Raw genomic sequence first — 19,877 nt, 5'->3', positions numbered from 1 at the left:
CCATCATGAATATCGTTCTGGCTGGATTACTTTTTATTGTGTTGCTGCTGGTGCTCTGGAGCCCTGCGCTGGCGGTGGCCATCAAATTGAACACGCGTGGCGATTTTTTCGCGCTGCGCTGGTTAGCCGTGCTGTGGCCGATCGAAATGATCGCCGTGGTCGTCCTGTGCTGGATCGCCACGATGTTCGATCTGGAAGAAAAGCTGCTCTACACGGCTTGCGCCTGCGTGGCGGTGGGTGCGATGGGCGCTTTGCTGTTGTGGCAATGCCGCAGCCCGGATGCACCTGGCAACACGCTAACCCACCATCACCACCCGTCTCACGGTGCCAGCTAAACGGCCCGTGCTTGCTTCACATAAACCCTGAACCAAACGACATCTCGCCGATGTCGGGAGAATTAATATGGAACGTCGCCATTTTGTCGGGTTGTTGCTGGCCGCATCGATGCTGGCCGCAACGGGTTGCAGCACCACCAGTGGTAGCAAAGGCAGTGCCGCGGACAAGCGCTCCGCGATTGACGCCAGCGTCGATAGCGCGCTGGCCAAGTTGTACGCGTCGGCCAAAGGCTCAAAAGAACTGGTGGCCAAATCACAAGGCGTGCTGGTCTTCCCCAGCGTGCTGGCGGCCGGGCTGGTCGTCGGCGGTGAGTACGGTGAAGGCGCATTGCGCACAGGCGGCACCAGCAGCGGTTATTACAGCACCGCCGCCGTATCGGTGGGCCTGCAGGCTGGCGCGCAATCGAAGGCAGTCATCTTTTTGTTTATGACCAAAGACGCGCTGAACAAATTTACTGCCAGCAAGGGCTGGACTGCGGGCGTGGATGGTTCGGTAGCGCTAGCCAAAATCGGCGCCAATGGCGACGTGGATACCAGCAGTGTCTCCGCGCCGGTGGTGGGCTTTGTGCTGACCAACGCTGGATTGATGGCTAACCTGAATCTGGAAGGCACCAAAGTCACCAAGCTGGATCTGTAAGCGGAAGATTGCGTTTGGCGGAGGACGCTGCCCTGGGGGCGGGGTCCTCCGCCCGCAAGCTTCTTGTTGTGACGGAACCTCCAGCAAGTTGAGCACAACAATGCATGATTCACCGGAGGCGTACGCTCAAGCATTAGACCCCGACCAGATCACGCAAGCGTCGCGGGCACTTCAGGCCATGGCACACCCTACCCGGCTGAAAATAGTCTGCTTGTTGGCTGCAGGTGAAATGCACGTGCACGACATCAGTGAGCACATCGGATCCGCTCAGTCCAACGTGTCACAACACCTGGCGCAATTACGGGAAAAACAGGTGCTGGTGGCCCGCCGCGATGCCAACCGGATTTATTACTCTATTAACCACCCGCGCACGGCCGAGTTGGTCTTGCTGGTTCGCAATGTATTCAGCGGGTTTGCCACCGACGATGACGCTCGCTCCAGCTAGATCCCGGCGGGAAGGTGGACATCAAGCATCGTGCGATAACGCTAAAACCCGCTCTCTCGCAACAAGGCCGCCAGCAAGTGTCGGCCTGCCTCGCCCAGTACGCTGCGGCGCTCGCCCTCTATCTGCAGTTCACCCCGGGTTTCCCACAAGCCGGGCGGCGGCTGGTCCAGCTGTACCAGCACATGAAATACCGCCGGATTGGGTACCAGCGTATCGCGCTCGGCGGCGACCGGGATCGGACCTTTGTAGCGTGACGCCAGCAGTGGCTGTTCCAGTTGTTTAACCCGCGTGCTGCTCACCGACAACACCGACCCGGCCAGCACGCTGGTCTGACCGTGCGGATAGAACCGTACCGCCGCACCCAGCTTGATTTGTTGCAGATCATCCTGTTTGACGTAGGCGTCCACTTGCCAGTGCTGCGGGTCCACCAGGATACCCAGTTGCGTTTTGGCATTCACCCATTGGCCAGGGCGCAGCGTGGGGTCGACATCCAGCCAGCGGCCCGCAAACGGCGCGGTCAGGGTCAGTCGCGCTACTTCCAGCCGGGCGGCTTGGGTTTCCTGAGCTTGTACGTTGATACGCTGGCGCGTTGCAGCCTGCTGCTCCAGCCCGCTGGTATCCGCCAGCAAGCCCGCCAACCGAGCCTGGTAGCCGCGCAAGCCAGCTTCGCTGCTGCTAATGCGTGCGCTGATGTCGGGCTCTTGCAGCGTGAGCAACGTGCTGCCAGCGGCGACATTGCCTACGGTGCGTATCTGTTCGATCCGTGCCGCAAACGGTGTGAATACCCGCAGCTGATGTTCGGAACGCGCCACGCCCACGGCGGCAGTCTGGCTGCGCCAAGGCAGCGCCAACACCAGCAGCAGCGCCGCCAGTAACAGCCAGAAACCGATACGGCGCAGCGTGGAAATGCGCGCGCGTTGGGCCCACCACCAGGCCAGCTCGCGCTGAATCGGCATGACGATAAACCAGCCCACCTCAACGCAAAACAGCAACAGACCCAGCACTTTAAAAAAGAAGAAATATACGGTGGCGGCAATGCCCGCAAACAGCAGCAGCCGATACATCCAGGTCAGCCATTCAAACGCAATCAGCGCACGACGGCGCGCGGGGGCAAAGTGCTCGGGCCACGCTTCATCCAGTCCCCACAAGCCGCGCCGCAACGCCACCCGCGCCTGGGCCGAAGCACGTTCGTGCAGATTGGGAAAATCCAGCAGATCGGACAAGATGAAATAGCCATCAAAACGCATAAACGGGCTGGCATTCAGCCCTAGCGACAGTATCCAACTGGTGGTCGCCAGATACAGCAATGCATTGCGCCATGCGCCCGGCTCACTGAGCGCCCAACCGAGCGTAGCCAATCCGGCCAAGGCCAGTTCACACACGATGCCGGCCGCAGCAATCGCCAGGCGCTGGCGCGAGCGACTGAGTTTCCAGCTCTCGCCGGTGTCGGTGTACAGCATCGGAAACATCACCACAAAGGCCACGCCCATATGCGCCACCCGCAGTCCCAGCCGGGTGGCAACCAGCGCATGCGCTAGCTCGTGCAAAGCCTTGGCCAGCGCCAGGGCCAGGCCAAAACTCAGTAGCCCGTTGAGCGAAAAAGACTCCACTACCGCGGCCCGAAAGGTATCCCATTGATGCAAGGTCAACACGATGCCCAGCACGGTGAGCCCGACCACAGCAGCAGCGGCCCAGGGCGTAAACAGCCCGCGCAAGGCATGCGCGATCGGGCCCAACCATTGTTGCGGTCGCAGCAGTGGAATCCGGAAAAATAGATAGTGATGCAAAAACCACGACCACGAAAACCAACGTTCGCCCTGCCCTTGCCGTTGTAAACGGGCGCTCGCCTGTGCGTCGGGGCGGAGCAATTGATGCTGATCCAGAAAGTGCCGGAATTCGGCCAGCTGCGCGTCTTCGGGCCGTAATGCGGTGTGCGTCGCGATGTCGCTGCAGATTTGCGCGGGTGGCATATGCCAGCGCCGCAGAAATTCAAATTCCAGCCAGCCGATGCGAAAAAAACGGTTGCGCACCGCGTCCTGGATTACCCAGCCGGGCGCGCCGTCGGCGTCGCTGCCGGTGGCCTCCAGGCGCAGATCGTCGCGCAAAGGGGGTAATGGCGCGGCTGCATCCATCACCAGCCCAACCACGCGCGCGCTGCGGCCAAGGGACGTCGCAACAGGTAATACGCCAGGCTCACCTTCTGGCCATACAGTTTGGCGGTGCCATGCAAGCCCAGCCGCAATTGCGCGGGCTGGCCTTCCACTGTGGCCAGCAAGCGATACGCCACCACGCCATCATCGCCGGTGCGTGCCTGATAACTGGTTTCCAGAATTTCGCCATGCACCGGCGTCAACGGATACGCCGTCAGATACAACGTCACCCTGGCGCCCGGGTCGAGCGCGATCGCATCCGCCACCGCCAGCTGGATCAGCATGGCGGGCTTGTGCGGGTCAGCCAGTTGCAGGATGCGCTCGCCGGTCATCACCGGCTTGCCCAGCCAGTCGTTCGGGTCACTGAATACAGCAACGCCGGCCTCAGGCGCGGTCACCTGGGTGCGTTGCAGTTGCGCCTGTACGGCGGCCAGTTCTGCGCGGCGTTGCTGCGCGGTGCCGGCCAGGACGGTCAGGTCGCTTTTGCTCTGCGGATTGTCAAAGGCGCGTTGGCTGGCAGCCATTAATTCGGCATCGGCCACCGCCACTTGTTTGCTCAATACTTCCACCCGGCTACGCAGCGAGGTCTCGTCCAGCGTAAACAACAACGCCCCCGCTGCAACGGCTTGATTGGGCCGCACCGCAATGCGTTCGATGACGCCATCGATGGGACTGCTGATCACGCGCGCATCGCTGGAGACAATCTCCGCCGGAGCCAGCACTGTTTGCGGCACCGGGATTGCGAGCAGCGCCGCCAGCAGCACCAGCCCCAGTAACACGTGGGTGCGCCGGGGCCGCCAATGCCAGGCGATGCGTTGGCGCGTGAGCGCGGCCCAGCAATACGCCCAGGTCTGCCGCACGCCTTCCAGCAGGCTTTGAACCAGCTCGGGCGGCGGACCGTCCAGCAAAAAAAACGCCCAGCCCAGTCGCGGCGACCCCGTTTGTTGCAGCGGTACGCACCATACGCCAGCAGGCCACCATTCGGCCCAGCCTTCGGCGATGTCATCGGGTAGATCCAGCGCTGCGCGGGCCAGCCAGACCGGCGCATCGGCGCCGTGGTTCGCCACCAGCCAACGGCAGGTGCGCTGCTGCCAGATCAAATAGGGCGAGTCTTCAGTGGGTCTGGCCAGACCGGATATACACAGCAGTTCCAGCCGGTTGCCGTATTCGGCAAAGACCACAGCCTGGCGAAATTGCAGTAGCTCATAGGTATCGTTGGCAATGCTGAACGCCAGCGCGGCCAGGCTGGGGGTCGCCAGTGCCCGGTCACGCAAGCCAGCCAGATGCAGCAGCAATTGCGGGTGCGGCAACTGGGCTTGCGCGAGAGAAGAAGCCGCGCCCGCGTCGCTCATGCACCGCCCGCAATGCGCGCAGTACCGCTCATGCCCGCGATCAGTTCAGGATGTTCGCCGTCCAGTTGCGCCTCCAGTTCTACGGTTTGCGCCACTGCATCCACACGCGCATTGACGGCGCTGACGTGGGCCGGATAAGTCTGCCCGGTCTCATGGATATTGATGTCGAGTTTGACCCCGGGCTTGAGTTTGGCCAGCAAGGTCGAAGGCACATTCAGGCGCACTTTGAGCGGCCCATCACTGACCAGATCCGCCACCGGTGTACCCGCGCTCAGGGTTTGATAAGGCTTGGCGTAGACCTTGGCCACCCGACCGGCAAAGGGCGCCACCACCCGGCAATAACCCAACTGGGCCGAACTTAGCGCCAGGGCACCAGTGGCTTTGTCTACTTCGGTCTGCATGGTGGCCACTTCGATGTCGCCTGCCGCATTCAGTTGTTGCAGGCTCTTTTTGGCGCTTAGATTCTGCTTGGCCATGGCCAGCTCGGCTTTGGCCACATTGGCGCGGGCCTGTACTTCAGCGCAATCCAGCTGCGCCAACACCGCGCCTTTGCCCACGCGCTTGCCCAGCGTGACGCGCAGGTCGGTCAAGGTGCCGGTCATCTGCACCGACAAGGTGGTTTCCAGCCGTGGCGCCAGCAGCACACGGATGGCGTTGGCGTCGTCATTGGCCGTCGGTGCAGCGAGGCTCACGCTTGCACAGATCGCCAGCAAGTATGCATCAAGGCGTCGCAGGCGCCGAAGCATCCAGCGGCACCGGCGTGGCTTTGTCGGCCAGATCCGAGCGCAATTGGGGCGTGGCGGTAACGGTGTTCTGAATAGCCTGAGCAAGGGTTTTGAGGTCATCTTTTTCTATGGTGTCCGGTAGCACATCAAAGCCAATCGAGTTATACAAACGGCCCCACGCCGCTTGCGCATCGGAATACGCGGCCTCGCGCTGATAACGCGATAACAGATAGCGACCCTCGGCGCGGATGACTTCCAGTTCCGAGCCAAATGTCGTGGTTTTGGCAGCGCGGGCATAGTCCAGCAGGCTTGTGTCCACGCGCAGGCTTTCGTCAGCAAATTCCATTTCTTGCCGTGCCAGCCGATAGCGCAGGTTGCCCACGCGCACCTGGGTCAGAATCGCCATCGACAGCGCAATCCGCCGCATATCGTCCGTCGCACCCTGCGCGCTTTGCTCGGCATTCAGCGCCGGGTATTGCAGCAATTTCAGCAGGTTAACCGATACTTGCAGGCCGATTTGCGACCAGTGATTGTTGTACAGATACTCGTTGGAATCGTATTGCGCGCTCCAGTCCAGGCCCACGTTGGGCCACAGCTGCGCTTTGGCGATATTCAGGTCGTTCTGGTTAACGCGCTTGCGATACCACTCCTCCATAATTTCCGGCCGATGCTCCATGGCCAGCATTTCCAGCCCGTGCTCGCTGACGTTCATATCAGGCAAGCTGGCCTCTTGCTGATCGGCCAGGATCATCGGTGAGCCAGGGGGCAAAGACATCAACGCCGCCAGCTCGGATTGCGCCATCTCCAGGTCTTGCCGGCGTACGGTCAGCAGGTAGATGGAATCAAGCAAGGCGCGTTGATAGGCCAGGATTTCCTGGCGCGGCAACAGGCCTTTTTGCTCAGCCTGGCGCGCCGCAGCCAGGGCGCTGCGGGTGCGTGTCAGCAATTGGTCGACCTCGGGCTTAAGCCGCTGTGCCCCCAGCGCGCGCCAATAAGCATTGCGCACATCCTGCAGCACGTTTTGCGCCACTTTGCGCCGACGTTCTTCGGCCATCAGCACCTGATCAGACTTTTGTTGCGTGCGGTAATAGGCCACACCAAAGTCGAGCAGGCTCCAGCTCAGCCCCAGACTATCCAGCTTGTGATAGCGCTCTTCCGACGTCGAAGGCCGCAGGCTGACCTGGCGGTCTTCAATGCCGATGGAGGTACCGCCCGAATCATTGCTGCGGCTGTTGTAGCCCGCCGACGCCACCAGCCGGGGCAGCATTTCATAGGCTTGCACGTCGCGCAGATTGGCGGCCAACGCGCTTTCCATCAGCTTGAGGCGGTAATCCAGGTTGTATTTCAGCGCACGCGCCGCCGCGTCATAGAAGGTCAACGGGCCGGTCACCGGTTCTTGCTGCGCGTACATCTGCACCTGATCGCCTATCAGCCGGTCACGCATTTCAGCTTCGGTGGCGGGCTTGGGCTGCATGGCGGAACAAGCCACCAGCAACAGGCTGGAAAGCACGCTGAGCGTGCGCCGTGGTAAGGGGGGCAAAACAATAGAGAGTGCGGGCATGGGCAGATCAGGCCTCTTGTTGCTGGCGCGGCGTCCAGGCGTTTCCGAGCGAAGGTAAGGCAGGTGCGGCGTTAAGTAATTGCGTGCTGAATGCGGGTGCAATCAGCGCGGCCTGGTGGGGCTTGTGCGCTGGATGGGCCGGCGGATGATCGTGACGGGTTGGGTGCTGCGCCGCAGGCCGTTCCGCAGCGTCGGGTACGTCCACGGCGGGATGATGCGCGGGCTGGTTATGCAGCATCGCCGCGGCACTGGGGGCAAACGCAGACGGGTCACTCAGCAACTGGTCTGCGCTCAAGTCGATGCGACTATGCCGGCCCTCCACCCAGGCCGTTTCCATTTCGCTGATCAGACGGCTGGCACGAACGGCATTGGCCACAAACACGCCATCAATTTGCCCCAGACCTGCGCCCAGCGATGTGCTTTGCAATTGCAACGGTCGCACCAGATCAAGGTCGCTGCCGTCGGCTTCCCATGCGTTGACCATCAGTTCGATTTCATTGGCCTGCACCTCGGGCGTCACGTACACCACCGGCTCGACCTGGCGGATATCGGGCCTTGCAGAGGTCGGGTCATAGCGGCTATCGGCATGCGGCCCGGCGCCGCCCGCTGGAGGAATATACGGCGCAGAAATATCAAGATGGATGGTCAGCACCGCTTGGTCGCTTGCGCCTTGCTGGTCGGCAGTGGTGTAGGTAAACCGATCGGCCAATACTTGCCCCCTGCCTGCTGCCTGCAGCACGGCCGGGTTGCTCAGATCGATCTGGTAGCTGTAACTGCCATCTGCGTGCAGCGTTAAAGTGCCGTACTGCCCCGCCAACGGCTGACCGATCTGCCCCGGCGCACCCGTGCTGTCTTTGCCGCCACTGTGAACGCCGATCACGTTCAGGCTGTCGCCTGCATCGACGTCGGTGTCATTGGGCAGCACATTGCCGCTGGCTTGCGGCGCGGGGGTCTGGTCGGTGGCCAGATTGCTGTCGTCGTGCGCGACTGGGGCGTCATTCACGCCACTGATCTGGATCGTCAAATGCGCGCTGGCCGTGGCGCCTGCGGCGTCCTGCATTTGATAGCTGAATACTTCGGTTAACGGCGCACTACTGGCCCGCAGCGCTTCGACCGTGGCGTTGTTGTTGTCGACGGCGTAATGCCAGCTGCCGTCAGCGCTGAGCGTCAACGTGCCATACAAACCCGCCAGGGCGTTGCCCGCAACCGCGGTGTCGCCCTGGCTGTTGGCAAAACTGGCCACGCTGGCGCTTTCGCCATTGGCAACGCTGTCCACGTCGCTGTCGTTGTTCAGTACATTGCCGGACGGATCCAGACCTGCCGTGGCGTTATGCACGCCGCCCGCCTCCTGCGCACTGGCCGTATCGTCGTGCGCCACCGGAGTGTCATTGGCGCCTTCGATGACCACTGTCAGCGTGGTGCTGGCGCTGGCACCCCATTGGTCGGCCACTACATAGGTGAACTGATCGCTGAGCGTTTGTCCGGCGCTGCGCAAAGCCTGTACGGCGGGCAAATCGTTGTTGACGGCGTAGCTCCAGCTGCCATCGGTGTTGAGCGTGAGCACGCCGTAGTTGCCCTGCAGCGGCGTGCCCGCGCCCACCGAGGGTCCGGTTAGACCGCTGCCCGCATGTAATGAGACCACGCTGAAGGTATCGCCATCGGGATCCGTGTCGTTGCTCAGTACGTTGCCGTTTGGGTTAACGCCCGCACTGGTGTTCTGGTCTCCGCCCGCCTCCACTGCGACTGCGCTGTCATGGGTCGGCAGCGGAGCATCATTGCGGCCGCGCACAATAATGCTGAGCCGGCCGACATCGTGCAGCCCGCCCGCGTCCGTGACCTGGTAGCTGAATTCATCCAGCCGGAATTGCCTGCCGGTCAGGCCCACCACGGTTGGATTATTGACATCGATGACATAGCTGTAAGAGCCATCTGCGCCCAGCGTGAGCGTGCCATAGGTGCCGATCAGTACCGTGGCGTTGCTGCTGCTGGACGAGCCCGCCGCTACGACATTCAGCGTCGGATTACTGGTGGGTATGCCCGTGCCCACGGCCGTGACGGTGAGATGGTCGCCATTGTCGACATCGGTGTCGTTGCGCAAGACCAGACCCTGCGCGTCGACGCGCACACCATTGCCGTTGTCGGACAAGGCATAGTTGAGATCGAGATGCGCCACCGGTGCATCCCAGGCGCCGTGCACACTGATCTGGATTTCGGCGCTGGCAGTGGCCCCGCCCGCATCGACCACGCGATAGGTAAATACATCGTTCAGGCTTTGGCCCGGCGCCAGCGCGTTGACGCTGGCGTTGTTGTTATCCACGGCATAGACATAACTGCCGTCGGATTGCAGCGTCAGCGTGCCGTACTGGCCGCTGAGCACGGTGGCCGTACTCACGCTGGTCAGTGCGCCGCCCGCCGCCAGCGTGCCGCTGCGCGCGGCATTGACAGTCTTGCTGTCGCCGCTGTCGACATCGCTGTCATTGCTCAGCACATTGCCAGTGGCATCGATGCCCGGCGTGGCATTGGCGCTGCCGCCCGCTTCGGTGGCGTCGCCGTGGTCGGGCTGGGCCACGGGCGCATCGTTCTGCCCGGCAATAACCAGGGTCAGCGTGGCTGTGTTGCTGCCGCCGTGGCCGTCCGCGACGGTATAGACAAATTGCTCACTGAGTGTGTCGGCGCTGGTACGCAGCGCGTTCACTTGTGCATTGGCGTTATCCACCACATAGCTGTAGCTGCCGTCGGCGTTCAAGGTCAGGCTGCCAAATTGCCCGAGTAGCGCCGCGCCCACGCTGCCTGCCACGCCGCCGCTGGTGCGGATGGCGCTGACGCTCAGGCTGTCGCCATCGGGGTCAGCGTCATTGCTTAACACATTGCCGCTGGGGTTGATGCCCGCACTAACGCCCGCTTCTTGCGCCTGGGCGGTATCGGCCACCGGCAGCGGTTGGTCGTTAACACCATGCACGGTCACCACCAGTTGCGCGGTGTCGGTCAGGCCGGTGCTATCGCTGATGCGATAAGTAAAGCGGTCGCTGAGCGTACCGCTGGCGTTCAGCGCCCGTACCGCCGCATTGGTGCTGTCGACGTCATAGCTGTAACTGCCATCGGCGCCGAGCCGCAACGTGCCGTATTGCCCCACCAGCACCAATGCATTACTGGCCGCGCTGCTGCCAGCCGTCACGTTGCCAAACGCGCCGCCCGCGCTTTCGCTGCCGGTACGCGCCCCGGTTACCGTCAAGGCACCGGCAGCCTGGTCGAGCGCGTCCACATCGGTGTCAATGCCATTGCCGCCCGCTTGCGTGGTGCTGCCAGGGCGGCTGGCGTCGGTCAGCACATTGCCGCTCGGGTTGATTTCGGCCGTGCCCAGCGCCACCGAGCCGGCCGTGGTGCTGGCCGCGTCATCACTCGCCAGCGGATTGTCGTTGGCGCCATGCACATTGATGACCAGGTTGGCCAACGCGCTGAGTCCGCCCGCATCGGTGACTTGATAACTGAATGTGTCTTGCAAGGCGGGACTGCTGGCACTCAGCGCCTGCACCGTCGCGTTGTTGTTATCGACCACGTAGCGATAACTGCCGTCCGCGCCCAGGGTCAGCGTGCCAAATGCACCGACGATTTGCGTGCCGTTGGCACTGGTGCTGCCACTTGCCACGTTGGTCAACGGGCCGGTGTCACTGACCGGCTGGTTGCGGATGCCGGTGACGTGCAAGGCCTCGCCATTGCCGGCGCTATCCACGTCGCTGTCGTTGGTCAGCACGTTGCCCGTAGCGGCGCTACCCGCGGTGCTATTCAGTACCCCGCCTGCCTCGGTGGCGTTACCGCTGTCGGCGCTAAGCGTGGGGGTATCGTTTGCGCCGTGGATCGTGATGGTCAGCGTGGACGTTGCGTGTGCATTGGCGACATCCGACAAGACATAAGTAAAGGTTTCAGTCAGCGTCTGCCCGCTCAGACGCAGTGCCTGTACGGCGGCATTGCTGTTATCCACCGTGTATTGATAACCGCCGCTGCTATTGAGCGTCAGCGCGCCATACAGGCCGTTGAGCACCGAGCTGCCGATATTGGGCAAGCCATGCGTTACGCCGCTGCTGTTGGTGATGGTGACCACGCGCAGGCTGTCGCCATTGGTGGCGATATCCACGTCGGTATCGTTGCTGAGCAGATTGCCGCGCGGATCGATGCCGGGCGTTAGATTGCTGGTGCCGCCCGCCTCACTGGCGGAAGCCACATCAGCCGCACCGACCGGCGCATCGTTGACCGCCGTCACCCCAATGGCCAGCGTGTTTTGCACGCTCAACGCGTCACTGGCCTGGCCCGGTATGCCATTGCCGTCATGATCCCCAAAATTGCCGTTGTCGCTGGTGGTCATGGTCAGCGTGTCGCTGCCGTTGTAGTTGCTGTTGCCCTGGTAAAGCAGCCCGGCGAGGGCCGCGTTGATATTGGCGACATTGCCACTGAGCACCAGCGTGGCGCTGTTTTGCCCACTTGCGCTAACGCCAGCCGGGGTGCTGCTCAGGCTTAGCACACCATGGGCGACCGTGAGCGTCACTTGCATGGCGCCGTTGGCGGCGTCGACGTCGCTGATGCTCAGGCCGGCCAGGTTAAAACTGAGGTCTTCGGCGCCGCTGAGGCTGGCGGGTAAATGATTGACCGGGGCGTCGTTTTGCTCAACATATCCGGCATTGGCGCTGCCGGTGGCCGCCTCGCCCAGCGTTAGATTGATCTGGCCCAAAGCGCTGGCGCTATCGCTATCGATGCGCACGGCGACATCCCCCACCGGTTGGGCAAAGGTCGCCGTGGCCGGCGTGCTGATCTGATAATTGCCCGCCGCCAGCACCCCAAACAGATAGTGGCCATTGGCGTCGGTCGTGGTGGTGTACGTCAGATTGTCGGCGGTGGTGGCAAAGTCGCCATCGACGCCCGCCCAGGTCAGCGTGACCGTCAGCCCGGCCAGCCCGGCGCCATCGGGCGTGGCGTCGGCGCTGGCCGAAGCGGTGTCGTCCCACAAGGTGCCGCCGATGACGCCCAGGCCCGCACCCTCGGTGCGCGTGTAGATATTGGGTGAGCTGCCCGTACCGGTCCGTTCGCCCGTGCTGCCGCCCGCACTGCCCACGCTGGAACCGCCCCACTGGCTAAAGCTGTCAGGCAAGCTGGTCCAGGTCAGGCGGGCGTCGGTGCTGGCGATGCTGCTGCTGTTGGGCAAGGTGACCTGGTAAACCAGTTGCACCGTGGTGCCGGGATCGAGCCGCGCAAACGTGGCGTCGATGCTGTTGCCGGTGACGGTGTAGCTAAAACCAATCGCCCCAGGCACGGCATTGAGCGCATACACCGTGCCATTGATGGCCACGCTGAGTGGCGTCAGATTGCTGCCGGCCGGGTAGCCATCGCTTAGCTCGGTATTAAACGCGGGCGCATCGCCACTGGCGCTAAAGCTGATTGCGACCGTGGCGCTGCCGCTGCTGCCGCTGGGGTTGGGGTCAAACGCGGTGATTTGTTTGTTGAGGCCGGTAAGCGTGGGCTCGACCACGTGTTCGACCACGCTGGCGGCCGTGGACAAATCGGTGCTACCCGCACGATCGATCGCGCTGACGCTCAGCGTTTTTCCATCGCTATTGCTGGCCACATTGAGCACCTGTGCATTGAACTCCAGCGCCACGCCTTCGTGATCCGCATCATTGTCGCTATTGACCAGATTGCCCAGGTGGAAGGTCAGCACCTGGTTGCCGCTGGCATCGGTGCTGATATCCAGATGTGCGCCAGTATTGAATACGCCGGTGGCAGCAGCGCCGGATAGATCGGGCGTGATGGCCTGCACTTCGGCGCTGTGCTGATCCCCGGTCACTTGCAAGGTGCCGCTGGTAATCAGATCGCTCAGATTGGTGCTAATGCCGTTGCTGGACACAAAGGCGATGCGCGTGCTGCCGTCGTTAATAAACTGCAAGCCGTTTTGCAACGTCACCTGAAAACTGAAGTCATTGCTGCTGCCTTCCGCCACGATACCTACCACGCGATAACGCACGATTTCGCCGATCGCCGTGGTTTCGTCGGTGCTAGTCGGGTTGGGTGCCGCGGTATCGGGCAGGCCACCAATATGCGAAATCTGCACGCCTTGCGCGATCGGCACCACCAAAGTGTTGTCGCTGCGGTAATCGTTAAGACTGCCACCATTGAGCACACCGTCTGCGCCGCTACGTTCGCCGCTGACGCTGCCGTCCAGGCTGGTCCATTGCACGCTGGCGGTATTGCTGAAGCGTTCTTCATTGGCTGCCGCCGCCTGCACCTGGCCCGAAACGCGCAAGGTAATCGAACCGCCTTTGCCGATATCGATATTGGCCCCGCTGGCGCTGCGCAATACGCCGCCAACCAGTTCAAAATCACTGCCGCCGTTGTTGCTGGCGCTGCCGTTGTAGCTCACGCCCAGCAGACTCAGGTTGCTCAGTTCGACCGGCAGCGTATCGGCAAACTGGATGTCGTAGGCATTGAAATCGGTGCTGCCGTTACCGTTGCTGATGGTGATGTCGTATTCCACGGTGTCGCCCGCATCCACGCCCACGCCGGGGTCAGTCGCCAGCGTTTGCGTTACGGTCAGGGTGGGCTCGACGATGTTGATGACGGGCGCGGTCGTCTGTTGCATTACGGTGCGATCCAGCGCGACGCTGCCGTTGGCGCTGTCGCCGTCAGGGTCGCTAAAGACCAACTGCGCGCTATTGCTGCGCGTAATGCCCGCCTGGTTGCCACTGGCATTGTCGGCGACCAGTACCACGCGCATTACAAAGCTGTTGTTGCCGCTGTTGTTGTCCGCCGTGGCGCTGGCGTTGCTGAAGGTCCAGCGCGCACCGATGCCATCATTGCCCAGCGCGCCACCGATCCCGCTGACGCCCGCCATGGTGACCGTGCCGCCAAAGTCTGCCGCCAGTGCGCCACTGCCGGCTGCGGTGGTGATGAGCTGATAGCCGAGTCCGCCATTGAAACTGGTGTCCAGACGCATGCCTGCCGGGATCAGGTCATCCAGCCGCAGATTTTGGGTACTGCCTTCGGGCAGCGTAACCACCAGGTCGTAGGTCATGCCCTCGCCGATCACCAGATTGGCGCCTGTGGTTTGCGCTGCGGTGCTGTCATCGTCGGTGAGCGTGCCGTCCTTGAACACGGTGCTGACGTTGGGGCTGGCCATCTGCGCGTTGGCCGTATCCACCACATCGGTGGGCGTGAAGTCGGTGCCGCCGGCGACGCTGGCGTAGTGCGACAAGGTGGCGCTGGTTTGCAGCGTACTGGCCGCGGCGATACCGCTGTTGGCGCTGACGTCATAGGTGATGACCACCACATTGTGGCCGCTGGTATCGGCACTGGTGCCGCTGCGACCCGGCGCCAGCGTGGCCACGCCACCGGCATCCAGAAACGTAATGCTGCTGCCGCTGACGCTGTAATCGGTGCCGAGCAGCAACTGCGTGCCATCGCCGCGATAGATTTGTAAATTGGCCGCCGCCAGCGAGCCGCCGACAAAGCTGAGCCCTGTCGGCAAGGTGACCAGCGTCTGCACATTAAACGCGCCGCCACCGCCGGTGTTTTCCAGCGCTGTGGCCAGGCGCACCGTATCACCGGCGTCGATGCCGGTGACGTCACCGTTGACCGCGCCGGGGTCGGTGATGCTGCCGCTGAAGGGCACGCCGCTGCTGCCGGGTGCGTTCCAACTGCCCGTGGCGCCAGTTACGCTGCCCGCGCTGGCGGACACTACGCCATGGCTGATGCTCAGGTCTGGCTCGGCCACCGACACAATCTCAGCCACGTCGGATGACACCAGATGCTGCTGGGTTTGCGTGGTGAGCTGGTCTGATTGCGCCAGCACGTTCAGCGAACGTTGATCGGCATACGGCGTATCGCCCACGCGCAAGGTAAACACCAGCTCGATCCGGCTGCCGTTAACCGCCGTGGCGTAATCGCCGAAATTGAAAACCACCGCGTTGCCTGCGGCGGTGGTCACGCTGTCGATGGCATCGGCGTTGGTATTGCCCGCGCCCAGATGCCACTGCCCGACACCACTGCCCTGCGACCACGTAATACCCGCCAGATCCAGCAACGGCAGCGGCAGGTACGCGGTTAATTTCAGCTGCTCATAGTCACCGGTCACCAGGTCGTAGCTCAGGGTGAATGTCACCACATCGCCGGGGTTGAGCTCGCCGCTGCTGGGGGGCGCGCCGCCGTTGACGCTGGCAATGTTGATATCCACCGTGTGCGTCGGAACAGTTGATGTCGTGCTGCTGCCATCGCTGGCGGACGCGCCGCTAAGGTTGACGCTGTCCACCAGCAATGTGCCCGTCACGGTGGCGTTATTGCCGAGCGTGTCGCCTTCATTGATTTCACTCTGGCGATAAGTGCTGGTGTAGCGCTGATCTACCAGCGCGTTGTAGCTGATCGTGGCGGTGGTGGCGCCTTCCTGGTTGTTGTCGAACGCCAGGTCGCCAATCAACGCGCCTTCGCTGATGCCATTGAGTGCTGAGGCGGCTAGATCAAAATGCAGGGTGGTGCTGCCGTCGGCGTTTACCGTACTAGTCACCACCAACGCCACCGTATGGCTGACGCCGCCGCTGCTGAAGGTAAACGTGGGCGTGCCAGTGAGCGTCTGGCCATCGGATAGCTGATCGACAATTTCAAAATGGCCGTTACGCAGTAGCGTTTCGCCAAAGGCAAAATAATCCGAAATCGCCACATTGAGCGTATAGCCCAGCGTGTCGCCCGGCGATAAGCCGCTGCTGCCGGCATCGGTGCTGATGGTCACCGTCTTGCTGAGCGTGATCGATGTGGCTACAAAGCTGCCGCCTTCGGTGGACCCGGTGCCGGTAAAGTCAATCTGGCTGCCGACCGGGTCGGAATCCCGCGGGTCTAAAGGCACCCAATCGCCTGTGGCCGTGGGTGCGGCAAAAGCGATCGTGACGGGCGCGCCGGTGGTGGGGTTCAGGATGGGCTGGCCATTGGCGTCGCTTTGCGGCACGTAGAAGCTGACTACGGTGCTGATGGGCGCGCTGACATTGGTGTAGCTGACCGTATATCGCGTGATAAACACCGTGTCACTGGCAATGGCGGCCTGCATCAAGGTGGGATCGGTGAGCGTGCGGCCATCCGCCAGTGTCAACGCCGTTAGCGTGCCGCCGCCACCCGGGGTAATGGCGGTGACCTGCACCGCGCCCGGCACATCATGCGTGATGACCACATCCGACAAGGTCTGGCCGCTGGCTGGCGTACCGGTGACGGTGAGGTTATGCACGTAGTTGGGGCCGGTGGTGGTTTCGCCTTCCGTCATATCCAGCGTTTGAGTCACGGTGACCAGCGTGGGATGGAACACCACACTTTGCAGCGCGGCCTCAACCAGACTGGGATCTGCCGTGGGATTGTCGAGGGCATCGTTGCCAAACTGAAACCCACCGCGCGCCTGCACCGTCAGGTCGGGGGCGCCATTGGTGAGCGATGTATCGGCCAGATTGCTGAGCGCGGCCGTCACTTGCACGGTGATGGCGGGTTGCGCCTGCGACACGCTGCCAAATGGCAACTGCAACACCACCAACTGGTCACCCGCGCGCAAGCCGTAGCTGGCGGCGTTGATCACCAGGGCATTGCCGGCGCTATCCCTGGCGAGCGGATGCACGGCCTGGCCATTGGAATCAAATGTCAACACGTAAGCGGTGACGGACTGGCCCAGATAACTAGCCGAAACAAAGCTGAGGCCATCATTGCCATCCTTACCGGTGGCGGGCATCAGCAAATCAATAAAGGGACCGTAGCCCACCTGGCTAGAGGCGTTGGTCAGGGTGACCTCAAAGGTGGCTTGCGTGCCCAGCAATACGTCGCCGCCCGCGGACACCGTCACCGTAGGGTTGGCGTTGGCCAGCACGTCGTGATAAGCGCCAAGCGCGTTGGCGCTCAAGGCAATGGCTTTGTCGATGTCGCCGTGCGTGGTTTCCAGTTGCCAGTCTGCCCCGACGCTGGCGTTGCCGGTGGCGTTGCTGGATGCCGCCACATCGGCGCCGGTGATGGCAGCCAGCTTGTCCACTAATGCCCTGCCCGCCGTACCCGCACCGACATCACAGCCATATAACTGGATGTCAGCGCCGGGGTTAAGGTCGGCGCGCCACGCGGCCAGGCTGCTGGCCGACTGGCTGAGGGTATCCGCAGTGAAAGCCTGATCGCCGAGCGTAAATTGCCCGGCCGCGCCATGCGAAAAAATCTGGATTGAATCAACCTTGCCCAATCCCGCCAATGCAGCGCTGATGCGGGCGATGGCGTTGTCGCCGCTATTGATGACCAGCACCTTGCTGCTGGCAGGCAATTGTGTGAGCAATTCGGCGTAGTCAGCCACACGGCTGTCAATGACCACCAGGTTGATCGGTGCGGCGGCGCTAGCGCGTGCCGATACAGCGGTGGAAGTTGCAGGTTCGGCATCCGCATGGCGAGCGGGCCCGGGGCTGGAGCGGCTGTCGGTGGACGCACGTGCTGGGCCGGCCGCAGTGTCGGCGTTTCGCAGCGTGTTGAGTGCAGGCAGCGCCTTTACCGCGTGCCCGGTATCGGCGGTGGCGTGGTGGGCATCCGCGTGATGCTGTTCGACCGCGGCAGCCACCGCGCCATCAAACAAAATGCGCGGCTCTAATGCCAGTGCCTGAGCGCGCGGCCGCAGAGCATGCGGCGTGCGTGAACCCGAGTTGCTGAACATCGCAATTACCTCCCGCCGGACGGGATGCCTGGTCCCGTCCTGGATATGCAGCTCAAAGCTGCTTTAAGGGAATCTGGTCGCGTGTGCGGCAGAGGGATGCCGCAGACGTCCGACCAATATAGGCACAAAGGCGGTGCATTGCTGACAGGTTCTTACAAACGGAATGAGACATACCCGGCGCCGGTTTCAGCCTGGCCGCCGTCCGTAAGTTGCCGTGGAAAATAATTACAAAGGTGTAATGCGGTGCTAGAACACAGAGGTGTCGGGCGCCCCTTACACAGCACGCGTTACCCGTCGCGGCAAGCCGACCGCACCCCCCTCGCCTCGGGCGTTCTATTTCTCAAGACGTTTTTTATAAATGCTGGAGAACGCAAATGATTCGAAAACAAGCCACATGGTTGCTGGCATTGCTGGCGGCCTGCGCGCTACAAGCCAGGGCAGAAGACGCCGCTGCGGACGCTACCGCGCAGGCGGTCGTCAACCCCAAGGTGGTCGAAAAGCTCACCCAGATGGGCAACTATCTGCGTAGCTTGTCGCGCTTTGAAGTCAAGGCAGCGATCACCCACGACACCGTGCTGGAAACGGGGCAGAAGCTGCAAATCCAGGGCACCAGCACCTTGCAGGTGGTTGGGCGTGATCGATTTCATGCGGTAGCAGAAACCGACACGCTGAGCCGCGAGTTCTTCTACAACGGTACGGTCTTTACCCAGTATTCGCCGGACCTGCATTACTACACCACGGTGAATGCGCCGCCGAAACTAACCGATATGCTGCACGAGATTGAAGACCACTACGGCATTCAGGTGCCAATGGAGGATCTGTTCTTGTTTGGCACTGACCAGTCACAAGCCAAGGCGCTGACCAGTGCCATGTATATCGGCCCGTCGCATATCAATGGCAAATTGTGTGATCACCTGGCTTTTCGCCAGGAAGGCATCGATTGGCAGCTCTGGATTACCCGCTCGGACAAACCACTGCCCTGCAAACTGGTGATTACCACCACCGACGATACGTCATTCCCGGAATACAGCGCGCTCTACACCTGGAATCTGAAGCCCGGCGTTAAAGCCGACGCGTTCACCTTCAAGCCGGGCAAGAAAGATGTGCTCATTCCTTTAACCAAAGCGGAAGACTAAGGGGGCGATGATGATGACCAGAACACGCAAGACGCTGATTTCGATCATGGCGCTCAGCCTGCTGTCATTGGGCCTGGCGCAGCAGGCGGATGCCGGCCCTGGCGCCCGTGGCGCGGCCCGCAGCTCGGTCAACGCCGACCGCGGCGGGGGTAACCGCAACAATGGCAACCGGGTAGCCGGCGGCCATAACACCAATGTGCACGGCAACAACGTCAACGTGAACAACAGCCATAACGACGTCAACATCAATGTCGAAAACAATGACCGACGCGGCTATGGCTACGACGACCACTACCACCCGGTGGCCACTGCCGCGGCAGTCACGGCAACGGTCGCCGTTACCTCGGCGGTAGTGGGCGCCATTCTGACCCCGGCACAAATGCCGCCCAGTTGCGTAGATGTCATGCGCGGCAACGTGGCTTATCGCCAGTGCGGCAATACGTGGTATCAGCCGCAATATCAGGGCAGTAACGTCACCTACATTGTGGTGAATGCTCCTTGATGTATTGGCCCGGGCCGCCGTGATGGCGGCCCGATTTATATGCATCGGAACGCGCTTACAAGCGACGGTGGTGCCGTCGAAACAAATACCAGCGCACAGCAAAGCATGTCACCGGCCAGGGCCTTGATATTGAATGCATGTTACGCATTTGATCGGGCGGTAGAGTTCGTTGTTGTTTTATCTTTAAAAACATCTGTTATCTGGCTCATGCTGATTTTATTCATCCGGTTTTTGTGGCCTGGCACCGCCGGGAATTCGGCAGCGATTTTGCTTTTGAGTCGCTTAGCCACCAGCGCACGCGGGTTGCCCGGTTAATGTGTTGCAGCCAGCCAACAATAAAGCTT

The 19,877-nt window shown here is 61.9% G+C and carries 10 protein-coding genes; 5 read left to right on the top strand and 5 right to left on the bottom strand.

Annotated features, from left to right (window positions below; translation table 11 throughout):
• Positions 1 to 5 precede the first annotated feature (5 nt).
• The 3 genes from ACYQ1A_RS02160 to ACYQ1A_RS02150 all read left to right on the top strand — a co-directional run bounded on the left by ACYQ1A_RS02160 (position 6) and on the right by ACYQ1A_RS02150 (position 1,417).
• Positions 6 to 335: a hypothetical protein gene (locus ACYQ1A_RS02160; RefSeq protein ID WP_499359829.1), complete on the top strand. Its 330-nt coding sequence runs from the start codon at positions 6 to 8 to the stop codon at positions 333 to 335.
• 67 nt (positions 336 to 402) lie between these two features.
• On the top strand, positions 403 to 972 hold the full coding sequence (locus tag ACYQ1A_RS02155; protein ID WP_499359827.1) for a BPSL1445 family SYLF domain-containing lipoprotein: 570 nt from the start codon (positions 403 to 405) through the stop codon (positions 970 to 972).
• A 100-nt stretch (positions 973 to 1,072) separates the two neighbouring features.
• The gene (locus ACYQ1A_RS02150; protein ID WP_062221779.1) at positions 1,073 to 1,417 is read left to right on the top strand and encodes a winged helix-turn-helix domain-containing protein; all 345 of its coding nucleotides are present in this window, start codon (positions 1,073 to 1,075) and stop codon (positions 1,415 to 1,417) included.
• Positions 1,418 to 1,458: 41 nt separating this feature from the next.
• Here ACYQ1A_RS02150 and ACYQ1A_RS02145 read toward each other — a convergent pair whose 3' ends face one another.
• Genes ACYQ1A_RS02145 through ACYQ1A_RS02125 form a run of 5 tightly spaced genes read right to left on the bottom strand, consistent with a single transcriptional unit; the run spans position 1,459 to position 17,895 of the window.
• Positions 1,459 to 3,549, bottom strand: coding sequence for a peptidase M50 (locus ACYQ1A_RS02145; RefSeq protein WP_499359825.1), 2,091 nt, complete (start codon positions 3,547 to 3,549; stop codon positions 1,459 to 1,461).
• Entirely contained in the window at positions 3,549 to 4,919 is a 1,371-nt protein-coding gene (locus ACYQ1A_RS02140; protein WP_499359823.1) for an efflux RND transporter periplasmic adaptor subunit, read from the bottom strand. Before ACYQ1A_RS02140 ends, ACYQ1A_RS02145 begins: the two co-directional genes overlap by 1 nt.
• On the bottom strand, positions 4,916 to 5,611 hold the full coding sequence (locus ACYQ1A_RS02135; RefSeq protein ID WP_499359822.1) for an efflux RND transporter periplasmic adaptor subunit: 696 nt from the start codon (positions 5,609 to 5,611) through the stop codon (positions 4,916 to 4,918). Before ACYQ1A_RS02135 ends, ACYQ1A_RS02140 begins: the two co-directional genes overlap by 4 nt.
• Before the next feature lie 28 nt (positions 5,612 to 5,639).
• A complete protein-coding gene (locus ACYQ1A_RS02130; RefSeq protein ID WP_499359820.1) occupies positions 5,640 to 7,205 on the bottom strand; it encodes a TolC family protein in 1,566 nt (521 codons plus the stop codon).
• A 7-nt stretch (positions 7,206 to 7,212) separates the two neighbouring features.
• Complete coding sequence (locus ACYQ1A_RS02125) at positions 7,213 to 17,895, bottom strand: cadherin-like domain-containing protein (protein WP_499359818.1); 10,683 nt, start codon at positions 17,893 to 17,895, stop codon at positions 7,213 to 7,215.
• A 374-nt stretch (positions 17,896 to 18,269) separates the two neighbouring features.
• Between ACYQ1A_RS02125 and ACYQ1A_RS02120 the strand changes: the two genes are divergently transcribed.
• On the top strand, positions 18,270 to 19,031 hold the full coding sequence (locus ACYQ1A_RS02120) for a DUF2092 domain-containing protein (RefSeq protein WP_499359816.1): 762 nt from the start codon (positions 18,270 to 18,272) through the stop codon (positions 19,029 to 19,031).
• Between the two features lie 10 nt (positions 19,032 to 19,041).
• Positions 19,042 to 19,533, top strand: coding sequence for a hypothetical protein (locus tag ACYQ1A_RS02115; protein ID WP_499359814.1), 492 nt, complete (start codon positions 19,042 to 19,044; stop codon positions 19,531 to 19,533).
• The last annotated feature ends 344 nt before the right edge of the window (positions 19,534 to 19,877 follow it).

Source organism: Silvimonas sp. JCM 19000 (assembly GCF_054652575.1).
The sequence above is the reverse complement of the archived record's forward strand: the minus strand, read 5'-3'. Positions and strand labels throughout refer to the sequence as shown.

What these genes read in the sequence shown, in the direction of transcription:
- ACYQ1A_RS02160 (WP_499359829.1), top strand. Translation starts at nt 6, where the DNA reads ATGAATATCGTTCTGGCTGGATTACTTTTTATTGTGTTGCTGCTGGTG.
- ACYQ1A_RS02155 (WP_499359827.1), top strand. Translation starts at nt 403, where the DNA reads ATGGAACGTCGCCATTTTGTCGGGTTGTTGCTGGCCGCATCGATGCTG.
- ACYQ1A_RS02150 (WP_062221779.1), top strand. Translation starts at nt 1,073, where the DNA reads ATGCATGATTCACCGGAGGCGTACGCTCAAGCATTAGACCCCGACCAG.
- ACYQ1A_RS02145 (WP_499359825.1), bottom strand. Translation starts at nt 3,549, where the DNA reads ATGGATGCAGCCGCGCCATTACCCCCTTTGCGCGACGATCTGCGCCTG.
- ACYQ1A_RS02140 (WP_499359823.1), bottom strand. Translation starts at nt 4,919, where the DNA reads ATGAGCGACGCGGGCGCGGCTTCTTCTCTCGCGCAAGCCCAGTTGCCG.
- ACYQ1A_RS02130 (WP_499359820.1), bottom strand. Translation starts at nt 7,205, where the DNA reads ATGCCCGCACTCTCTATTGTTTTGCCCCCCTTACCACGGCGCACGCTC.
- ACYQ1A_RS02125 (WP_499359818.1), bottom strand. Translation starts at nt 17,895, where the DNA reads ATGTTCAGCAACTCGGGTTCACGCACGCCGCATGCTCTGCGGCCGCGC.
- ACYQ1A_RS02120 (WP_499359816.1), top strand. Translation starts at nt 18,270, where the DNA reads ATGATTCGAAAACAAGCCACATGGTTGCTGGCATTGCTGGCGGCCTGC.
- ACYQ1A_RS02115 (WP_499359814.1), top strand. Translation starts at nt 19,042, where the DNA reads ATGATGACCAGAACACGCAAGACGCTGATTTCGATCATGGCGCTCAGC.